The sequence below is a fragment of the Streptomyces sp. DH24 genome (assembly GCF_029813775.1).
Lineage (GTDB): Bacteria > Actinomycetota > Actinomycetes > Streptomycetales > Streptomycetaceae > Streptomyces.
This window is the reverse complement of record NZ_JARVKW010000003.1, coordinates 1-9,699: the sequence shown is the minus strand read 5'-3', so window position 1 is coordinate 9,699 and position 9,699 is coordinate 1. Positions and strand designations below refer to the sequence as shown.

The window sequence follows — 9,699 nt, the reverse complement described above, 5'->3', positions numbered from 1 at the left end:
ACCTTCCCGAACCAGGGGGACCCCATACATGCACGCTGACCTCTCCCGCTCCACGTTCCGCCCGGAGCGGCACTACTCCGCGGTCGTCGCCCAGCAGGGCCGCGTCCAGCTCGACGCGGACCTCAACGAACAGGCCGCCATCCAGCTCCACCGGGCCCGCACCCTCGCCGCCGACCTGATCGGGCCCTACGGCGGGCCGCGCGACGCCGCCGGATTCCGCATCGAGTACGTGGGCGGCAAGCACGACCTCGACACCCTGCACATCCACGGCGGCCGCTACTACGTGGACGGCATCCTGTGCGACGCCACCCGCCCGGCACCGGGGACACCCGTGCCGGACGAGGACGGTGCCGAGCAGGAGACCGCCGAGCCGCTCGCCCACTGGACCTACTGGGACCAGCCCGACGGCTTCCGCGACCCGGAGAAGCCCGGCGACCGGCTGCCCTCGCCCGCCCAGGCGCCGTTCGTGGTCTACCTGTTGGTGTGGGAACGCTCGGTCACCGCGGCCGAGGACCCGGCGCTGCGCGAGGTCGCCCTGGGCGCGGCGATGCCGGACACCGCGGCCCGCGTCAAGGTCGTCTGGCAGGTACTGCCGCTCTCCCTGGCCGATCTGCGGATCGAGGACCCCGAGCCGTCGAAGGAGGTCGTCCGCGCCGCCTTCGACGACTGGGCGAAGCGCCGGGCGGCACCCTCGGCCCGACTCGCCGCCCGCAGCGAGCGGCCCGACCACGCCGACGAGGACCCGTGCCTGGTCAAGCCGGACGCCCGCTACCGGGGCCCGGAGAACCAGCTGTACCGCGTGGAGGTCCACGCCGGCGGCGAGGCGGGCGAGGCCACCTTCAAGTGGTCCCGCGAGAACGGCTCGGTGGTCTTCCCGGTCGACGAACTCGACGGCACCTGGGTGCGGTTGGCGTCCCTCGGCCACGACGACAAGCTGGACCTCGACGTCGGCGACCACGTCGAGTTCGTGGACACCGCCTACGCCTCCCGACTCGAAGCCCTGCCGCTGCTGCGGGTCGAGGAACTGGACCTGCCCGGCCGCCGGGTGCGGCTGTCCGGCGAACCCGGCCCGACCGTCGGACGCCTGCCCCACCTGCACCCCTTCCTGCGGCGCTGGGACCAGCACGAGGGACCCCGGCGCAAGGGCCGCACCGCCGCCCTGCGCGACGGCGCGGTCCGGGTCGAGGAGGGGGAGTGGCTGCCCCTGGAGGACGGCGTCGAGGTGTACTTCGCCAAGGGCGGCACCTACCGCACCGGCGACCACTGGATCATCCCCGCCCGCACCGCCACCGGCAGCGTCGAGTGGCCGGCCGACGCCGCGCGCCGCCCCCTGCTGCGGGCGCCCGCCGGCATCGCCCGCCACTTCGCCCCGCTGGCCCTGGTCAAGGGCGAGGCCGGGGCCGTCGACCTGCGCCGCGCCTTCGGGCCGCTGGCCAGCAGCGTGCCCGCGGCCGACGAGGCGACGCTCGCGGCGGAGGAACAGGCCCGCCGGGAGGAGCTCGCCGCCGAGGCCGACCCCTCCCGGGGCCGGTCGCAGACCACGGCCGAGGCCGAGGCCGCGGTGGAAGGAGACGAGTGATGGCGAAGCCCCTGAGCGCTTCCAAGATGGTGGAGATCCTGCGCGCCGAGGGCCTGACGGTCCACGAGGTGCGCAACTGGCGCACCCACAACCGCAACACCAAGGGACCCTGGGGCCCGGTGAACGGCGTGATGATCCACCACACCGTCACCTCGGGCACCGAGGCGTCCGTGAACATCTGCTACAACGGCTACTCCGGCCTGCCGGGACCGCTGTGCCACGGCGTCATAGACAAGAAGGGCCACATCCACCTCGTCGGCAACGGCCGCGCCAACCACGCCGGACTCGGCGACAGCGACGTACTGCGCGCGGTGATCAACGAGACGAGACTCCCGTCGGACAACGAGGCCGACACCGACGGCAACCGGCACTTCTACGGCTTCGAGTGCATCAACCTCGGCGACGGCAAGGACCCCTGGCCCGAGGCGCAGAAGGAGGCCATCGAGAAGGCCGCCGCCGCGATATGCCGGCACCACGGCTGGAGCGAGCGGTCCGTCATCGGCCACAAGGAGTGGCAACCGGGCAAGCAGGACCCGCGCGGCTTCACCATGGACGGCATGCGCAGGCGCATCGCCGACCGGCTCAAGGGCGGCGGAGGAGGCGGCGGCAAGGACCCCGACCCGAAGCCGCAGCCGAAGCCGTCGTACGAGCCGTTCCCCGGTTCGGCCTTCTTCCACCCGGGGCAGAACTCCCCGGTCGTCACCGCGATGGGCCGCCGCCTGGTCGCCGAGGGCTGCAGCCGCTACGAGGAGGGCCCCGGCCCCGAGTGGACCGAGGCCGACCGCCGCTCCTACGCGGCCTGGCAGCAGAAGCTCGGCTTCACCGGCAAGGACGCCGACGGCATCCCCGGCAAGGTCAGCTGGGACCGGCTGAAGGTGCCCGCCCGCCGCACGTGAACACAGGCGTGCCCCTCTCCGGTGCGGCACCGGGGAGGGGCACGCCGGACGACATGGGTCCGGAAAACCGCCCGGCCTAGCCGGCCTGCTCGGCGTCCTCCGTCTGCTTCTTCTTCACGCGCTCGGCCTCCTTGCGGACCTCGGCCTGCGTGGCGCGCTCCCGCTCCAGCCACTCGGGGCGCTCCTCCTTGAGCGCCTCGATCTGCTCGGTGGTCAGCGGCTCGGTGACGCCGCCGCGCGCGAGCCCGGAGATCGACACGCCCAGCTTCGCCGCCACCACCGGCCGGGGGTGCGGGCCGGTGCGCCGCAGCTCCCGCAGCCACTCGGGCGGATCGGTCTGCAGGGCGTTCAGCTCGGCGCGCGAGACGACACCCTCACGGAACTCGGCGGGGGTGGCCTCGAGGTACACACCCAGCTTCTTCGCCGCGGTCGCGGGCTTCATCGTCTGGGTGCTCTGGTGCGACTTCATGACGACCAGGGTATCGAGCGCGTGACCGGTTCCCGACCACGCCCGGTAGCCTGGCCCGGTGACAGGCTCGGCAGAAACCCCCTCGTTCCGGCTGGTGTACGTACCCGGTGTGACGCCCGACAAGTGGCTGCGCGTCTGGAACGAGCGGCACCGCGACACCCCGCTGACCCTGCTGCTGGCATCCGCCGCCGAGGCGCGGGACCTGCTGGTGGGCGGCGGTGCGGACGCGGGTCTGGTGCGGCTGCCGGTGGACCGCGCGGTCCTCAGCGCGATCCCGCTCTACACGGAGCAGACGGTCGTCGTGGTGCCCAAGGACCACCTCGTCACGGCGGTCGACGAGGTGACCCCGCAGGACCTGGCCGACGACATCGTGCTGCACCCCCTCGACGACGTCCTGGACTGGGAGCGGGGCCTGCCCGGCCGGCCCGCGCTGGAGCGGCCCGCGACCACGGCGGACGCCGTCGAGCTGGTCGCGGCGGGCATCGGCGTGCTCGTCGTGCCGCTGTCGCTGGCCCGGCTGCACCACCGCAAGGACCTCACGTACCGGCCGCTGAAGGACGCCCCCGAGTCGCGGGTCGCGCTGTCCTGGCCCGAGGCGGCGACCACCGACGAGGTGGAGGACTTCATCGGCATCGTCCGGGGCCGCACGGTCAACAGCACCCGGGGCCGCACCCGGTCCACCGCCGAGTCCGACACCCGCCGCGACACGGCCGGCCGGAAGACCGGGACGGGCAGGGCGGACGCCGGCAAGGGCGGCGCGAGCAGGTCGGGCGCGGGCAAGGCGGGCGGCGGGAAGACCGGCGCCAAGGGCGCGCGGCGCGGCTCGGCCGGCCCGAAGGGCGCCCGCCGGGGCAAGCCGCGGGGGCGTGGGTAGCACACCACCGCGTCACGCGCGCGGGGCGGCGTCCGCGCCCGCCCCGCCCGCCGCCGCGAGACGCCCGGCGCGCCCGGGACCGTGGGCCGCAGGCGCCGCCGCGCTCACAGCTCGTTGGCCGGCCAGCCCAGCAGCCGGGCGCCGATCACGGCCGTCTGGAGTGTGTAGCGGTGCACCGGGTCGGACGGGTCGGCGCCCGTGAGGCCGCGGATGCGTTCCAGGCGGTAGGTGAGCGCGCGCACGCTCAGGCTGAGGCGGCGGGCGGCCTCGGCGGCGGTGCAGCCGGACTCGAAGTACACCTCCAGCGTCCGCAGCAGTGGCTCGGCGCCGCCCCGGGCGTCCCGCAGCGGGCCCAGCGCGCTCAGCACCAGGTCGGCCATCGCCTGCCGGTCCCGGGTGAGCACCGGGTAGACCAGCAGGTCGGCGGCGCGCAGCACCGGGTCCTGGAGTTCCAGTCGCTCGGCGAGGTCGAGGGTGCTCAGCGCCTCCTCGTAGGAATGGACGACGCCGCCCGCGCCGGGCTGCGGGCGGCCGATGGCCACCCGGCTGAAGTCCGTCGCCGCGTGCGCCTGCTTCGCGAAGTACGTCAGCACGTCGTCCTGCTCACCGGGCGCGATGCAGATCAGCAGCCCGTTCTTGGTGGTGAGCAGGATGCGCCGGTCGCCGAAGCGGGCGATGAGCTCGGCCTCGACCCGGCGGGTGACGGGCGCGGTGTCGTCGTAGGCCTCCGGGCCCCGGGCCACCGCGACGGCGTGCGCCCGGGACAGCACGAGCCCGAACCGCTCGGCGCGTTCCGCGAGCCGCCCGAGATCGCTGCGGCCGTACAGCAGGTCGTCGATGAACTCCCGGCGGGCCGCCTCCTCCTGCCGCACCGCGAGCCGCTGGGCCCGCTCGTAGCCCTCGGCGAACGCGTCGACGGCCTGGGAGACGGCGGCGAGGACGTGGTCCGCGGAGCGGGCGCCGCCGGGCCAGGACTCCCGGGTGGCCTCCAGGTGCTGCCGGACCAGCGTGCGCAGGCTCAGACCCTCGTCGGCCGCGCGCTCCCCGAGGGCGCGGCGCGCCTGGAGTTCGTCACGGGTGAGCCGGCGTCCGGTCGCCGACACCTCGGCCAGGATCTCGGCGTAGCCCTCCAGATGCCGCGGTGCCCGCACAGGCTCGCCCACGTGCCCCCCTTTTTTTCTGTGTCCGTGACGCCGTTGACGCCTCTTTGACGCCGTCCGGCACTGGGAGGCTAGTCAACGTTGCCGGAACACGGCAATGCGCGGGCCCGGCCCCGGGCTGCAGGATGCCGGTGGGGAGCCGCGGATGCCCGATGCCGGCGGTCAGGGACGGCCGTCCGGCACCGGGCACCCGCACATCGGCGCGGACTCAGGGCGCGTACGTGGCCCGCTGCGCCGTGTTCACCACCTTGGCGCCGTCGGCCTCCCCGAGCAGTCCGGCCGACACCCAGTCCGCCACGGTGGACCGCACCCGCGCCACCAGCGCTGCCTTGTCGTCGAACGGTGCCCCGGCCCAGATCTCGTCCAGCAGGGTGGTGCCGCCGGCCCTCGCCGGGTTGGCGACGCCGGAGTCGGTGCCGCCGAACACGACGCGTGGCTCGGACCGCCGGACGTACGCGTGCGTCGGGTCCTCGGTGCCCTCGAAGAACGGTGCCCACTCGACGCCGTCCAGGCTGAAGTGCAGCGGCTTGCCGGGCACGGGGGTGAGGCTGGGCAGCAGGTCTCCGGAGAGGCCCGCGTTGCGGTACAGGCCGACCTTCAGGTGGTCGGTGGACGGGTCGCGGGCGACGAGGTTGACCGGTCCGAGGAAGAGGGTCTGCAGGGTCGGGTCGTCGAGCGCCTTCTCCGCCCGCAGCCGGAACGGCACGGACACCCGCACGGTGTCACCGCCGCGCCAGGTCCGGGACACGCCGAAGTAGCTGCCCGGCACCGGATTGCCCCGTATGGCACGGCCGTTGACCGTCACGCGGAATCCCGCGCCGGCCCACGCCGGCACGCGCAGCCGCAGTTCGAAGGAGGCGCTGCCGCCCCCGACGGTGAGCGTGCCGCCCTGCTCCCTCGGGTAGTCGGTGGTCTGCGTGACGGTGACGCCCTTCTCCGCCCACTTCAGGGTGGCGGGGCTGTAGAGGTTGACGTACAGGGCGCTGCCGTCGGCCCGCGCGAAGTACACCGAGTCCTGGTACTTGGTGGCGCTCTCCATGCCGGTGCCCTCGCAGCAGGTCGTGCCCTGCTTGGGCGTGTAGTCCCGGACGTGGCCGGGCGTGAGCCCGATGAAGTACGTGACGAGCGGATTCTTGGCGTCGGGCCGGTCCTGCTTGGAGCCGAGCACCTGGTTGTAGAGGGCCCGCTCGTAGTACTCCATGTACTTGGGGTCCTGCTCGTGGAAGAACAGCGCCCGGCTCAGCTTGAGCATGTTGTACGCGCAGCAGGTCTCGGCGGTCGTCGCCCCCATCGTGCCCGCGATGACGCCGGAGGCCTTCCAGAACTCGCCGGTGCTGGTGCCGCCGATGCCGTACATGCGGCCCGGCACCACCATGTCCCAGAAGTTCCGCGCGGCCGTGAGGTAGCGCTCCTCGCCGGTCTCGTCGTACAGCCGCACGTAGCCGGTGAAGGCCGGTATGTGCTGGTTGGCGTGCAGGCCGTCGAGGATGTCGCGGTTCTCGGCGCACGCGTCGATGAGCCGGTCGAGGTCGAACAGGCGGGCCGACGCGAGGTGTTCGGCCCTTCCGGTGAGCCCGTGCAGGTCGCAGAGGGCCTCGACGATGCCGCCGAACTCGCCGCTGGAGAAGATGCCCCACATGCGCTGCAGGGTGGCCGCCGACAGCTTCGACAGCCGGGAGTGCATCCAGTCGCCCATGCCGGACGCCAGGTCCAGCGCCCGCTCGTCGCCGGTGGCGAGATGGGCGTCCAGCAGCCCGCGCAGGATCTTGTGCGCGGTGTAGTAGGGCGCCCACACCTTCGTGTAGTCGCTGCCGGTCATCGACTCCAGGTCGATGAACTGCGTCTCCGGGTACGCCGCGAGGAACCCGGGGTGGCTCGGCCCGCCCCAGGTGCGGCGCAGGGTGGCGGCCGGGCCCCGGCCGGAGGCGTTTGCGAAGGTGCTGCCCGACGTCTCGTCCAGGGCGTACGACGCCAGGTCGCCGCGGCCCGCGGGGGTGTCGGCCGCGCGGGCCTCCTGCAACGCGGCGATCTCGGCGGCGGTCAGGGCACGCGACCAGACGTTGAACTCGTCGAAGGCGCCCGCGAACACCGGGTCGGCGGGGAAGTGGGAGCGCCCGAGCCAGTGGTGCGCGAGGGTGCCGAGCGCGGCCGGGGTCAGCGTCATCGACGTGTCGCGGGCTACGGCGGCGCCGTCGACGTAGAGCGTGCCGGTGCCGTCCGCGAGGGTCACGGCCAGGTGGCTCCACGTGTCGAGCGGCAGCGGGGCCGTGCCGTCGAGGCCCTGTTCGCCGCCGGGTCCGGAGGTGGTGACGGCGAAGCGCGGTACGCCGTTGCCGTTTCGGGCGGCCAGGTACAGATAGCGGGTCGTGTCGTCGCCGAAGTCGAGGACGCGGGCCCAGTTCCCGGCGTGCGTGGGGCGCACCCAGGCGGACAGGGTGATCGCGGCTGCGCCACCGAGGACTTGGGACGGCAGGTCGACGTACTGGTAGGAGCCGCGGACGTTCTCGACGGCGGTGCCGAAGCGGCCGTCCGTGCTCAGGACGACGGGATCGCGGCGCAGTGCCTCGCGCACCTCGGTCAGCGCCGTCACGACGGTGTCCGTCTTGTCGGCGAACACCCGCTCCCCGGTGCCCCGGTGGGCCTGGGCCAGCATGGTGAGGAAGTGGCCGGTGTAGTGCCCGCGCAGGTTGCCGTTGGCCTCGCCGTCCAGGCCCTCCCAGCCGCCGGGGGCGACCGCGTCGCCGGTCGGGAGGCCCGCGTTGGCGCGGAACACCTGGACCAGCCGGTTCACGTCGTAGCCGCGGGCGTGCTCCAGCATCAGCTCGCGCTTGGCGGCGAAGAGGCCCGGGCGGAGCGTGACGTCCTCCAGGGCGAACGGGCGCACGGTCCACGCGGTCGGCGCCTCGGCCGTCGCGCCGGCGGCGGGTGCGGCGAGACCGCGCCCGCCGCCGGCCAGGGAGGCTGCCGACGCCGTCGCGGCCACGGTCGCGGCCTGGAGAAGAGTTCGTCTGGAGAGGGGCGGTGCCATGGGTGCGCCTCCACGGGTCCACGGACGGGACAGTCATGTCTTGCTGTTCGACATGACGAACGTTGTGCGAGTGATCGACCAGACGATAGGTACGGGGCCGGGGAGCGTCAACGGGCCGGACGAGGTCAGTTCCGGACGTTCCGCGCGAGCACGCGGTCTACCACGTGTCGACGCACGGCCGGTGCCCCGCCGGAACCTCGGGGCAGCCGTCCAGAGCGGCCAGGATCCACTCCCGTGAGGCGGCCGGGTCGATCACCGCGTCGAGCTCCAGCGCGGCCGCCGCGTTCACCGCCTTGCCGTGCTCGTACAGTTCGGCGACCCGCGCCTCGAACGTCCGCGCCCGTTCGGCCGGGTCCTCGATCGCCGCGAGCTCCTTGCGGTGGCCGAGCCGCACGGCGCCCTCCAGGCCCATGCCGCCGAACTCGCCGCTCGGCCAGGCCGCCGTGGCCAGCGGGGCGCGCGTGGAGCCGCCCATCATCGCCATCGCGCCCAGCCCGTACGCCTTGCGCAGCACCAGGCTCACCAGCGGCACCCGCAGGTTCGCGCCGGTCACGAACAGCCGCGCGAAGTGCCGTACGGTGGCGGTCCGTTCGGCGTCCGGGCCGACCATGAAGCCCGGTGTGTCGCACAGGGACACCACCGGCAGCCCGAACGCGTCGCACAGTTGCAGGAACCGGGCCGTCTTGTCGGCCGCGTCCCGGTCGATCGCCCCGCCCAGATGCCCCGGATTACTGGCGATCAGCCCCATCGGACGGCCCTCGACCCGCACCAGGAACGTCAGCACGCCGACGCCGAACCCGGACCGCAGCTCCAGCGCCGACTCCGTGTCCGCGAGCCCCGTCACGACGCGGCGCACGTCGTAGGCCCGCCGCCGGTTCTCCGGCACCGCGTGCCGCAGCAGCCGCTGGTCGGGCGCCTCCCAACCCGGCTGCGCGCCACGGAAGTAGGACAGGTACCGCCGGGCCACCCGCACGGCCTCCGCCTCGTCGGCGACCGCGATGTCCACGACGCCGTTCGGCACCTGGACCGACAGCGGGCCGACCTCCTCCGGCCGGAACACCCCGAGCCCGCCGCCCTCGATCATCGCGGGCCCGCCCATCCCGATCGTCGCCTCGGGCGTGGCGATCACGACGTCGCAGCAGCCGAGCAGCGCCGCGTTGCCCGCGAAACACCGCCCCGACGCGATGCCGACCAGCGGCACCAGCCCGCTCAGCCGGCCCATCCGGTGGAACGTCGTCACGTGCAGGCCCGCCACCGACGTGGTGTCCGTGTCGCCCGGCCGCCCGCCGCCGCCCTCCGCGAACAGCACGACGGGCAGCCGCCGTTGCCCGGCCAGCTCCAGCATCCGGTCGGTCTTCCGGTGGTTCTGCACCCCCTGCGTGCCCGCGAGGACCGTGTAGTCGTACGACATCACCACGCACGCCGAACCGTCCACCCGGCCGGTGCCCGTGACCATGCCGTCGGCGGGCGTGGACCGGATCAGGTCGTCCATCGGGCGGCGCCGTCGCTGGGCCGCGACCGCCAGCGCCCCGAACTCGGTGAACGAGCCCGCGTCGCACAGGTCGTCGATGTTCTCGCGGGCGGTGCGGCGACCGGCCGCGTGACGTTTCGCGACCGCCGCCGGACGGTTCTCGTCGAGCCCAAAGGCGTGCCGCCGGCGCACCTCGGCCAGGTCCGGGCGCACGGCATCGGG

7 protein-coding genes are annotated in these 9,699 nt (G+C 73.9%); 3 read left to right on the top strand and 4 right to left on the bottom strand.

The window, feature by feature from the left end:
- Positions 1-28: 28 nt before the first annotated feature.
- Positions 29-1,579, top strand: a complete 1,551-nt coding sequence (locus QC282_RS02625) for a DUF6519 domain-containing protein (RefSeq protein WP_279547517.1) — start codon at positions 29-31, stop codon at positions 1,577-1,579.
- Entirely contained in the window at positions 1,579-2,475 is an 897-nt protein-coding gene (locus QC282_RS02620) for a peptidoglycan-binding protein (RefSeq protein ID WP_279547516.1), read from the top strand. The genes QC282_RS02625 and QC282_RS02620 overlap by 1 nt, the downstream gene beginning before the upstream one ends.
- Before the next feature lie 76 nt (positions 2,476-2,551).
- Here QC282_RS02620 and QC282_RS02615 read toward each other — a convergent pair whose 3' ends face one another.
- Positions 2,552-2,944, bottom strand: coding sequence for a DUF5997 family protein (locus QC282_RS02615; protein ID WP_279547515.1), 393 nt, complete (start codon positions 2,942-2,944; stop codon positions 2,552-2,554).
- A 58-nt stretch (positions 2,945-3,002) separates the two neighbouring features.
- On the opposite strand from QC282_RS02615, the gene QC282_RS02610 reads away from it, so the two are divergent.
- On the top strand, positions 3,003-3,818 hold the full coding sequence (locus tag QC282_RS02610) for a LysR family transcriptional regulator substrate-binding protein (RefSeq protein ID WP_279547514.1): 816 nt from the start codon (positions 3,003-3,005) through the stop codon (positions 3,816-3,818).
- Positions 3,819-3,922: 104 nt separating this feature from the next.
- On the opposite strand, the gene QC282_RS02605 is transcribed toward QC282_RS02610, so the two are convergent.
- The 3 genes from QC282_RS02605 to QC282_RS02595 all read right to left on the bottom strand — a co-directional run.
- Positions 3,923-4,981 carry a CdaR family transcriptional regulator gene (locus QC282_RS02605; protein ID WP_279547513.1) on the bottom strand — a complete coding sequence of 353 codons (1,059 nt, stop codon included), beginning with the start codon at positions 4,979-4,981 and terminating at the stop codon, positions 3,923-3,925.
- 205 nt (positions 4,982-5,186) lie between these two features.
- On the bottom strand, positions 5,187-8,006 hold the full coding sequence (locus QC282_RS02600) for a beta-L-arabinofuranosidase domain-containing protein (protein WP_279547512.1): 2,820 nt from the start codon (positions 8,004-8,006) through the stop codon (positions 5,187-5,189).
- A 157-nt stretch (positions 8,007-8,163) separates the two neighbouring features.
- On the bottom strand, positions 8,164-9,699 hold a 1,536-nt coding region (locus QC282_RS02595; RefSeq protein WP_279547511.1), incomplete at its 5' end, for an acyl-CoA carboxylase subunit beta.

What these genes read in the sequence shown, in the direction of transcription:
- QC282_RS02625 (WP_279547517.1), top strand. Translation starts at nt 29, where the DNA reads ATGCACGCTGACCTCTCCCGCTCCACGTTCCGCCCGGAGCGGCACTAC.
- QC282_RS02620 (WP_279547516.1), top strand. Translation starts at nt 1,579, where the DNA reads ATGGCGAAGCCCCTGAGCGCTTCCAAGATGGTGGAGATCCTGCGCGCC.
- QC282_RS02615 (WP_279547515.1), bottom strand. Translation starts at nt 2,944, where the DNA reads ATGAAGTCGCACCAGAGCACCCAGACGATGAAGCCCGCGACCGCGGCG.
- QC282_RS02600 (WP_279547512.1), bottom strand. Translation starts at nt 8,006, where the DNA reads ATGGCACCGCCCCTCTCCAGACGAACTCTTCTCCAGGCCGCGACCGTG.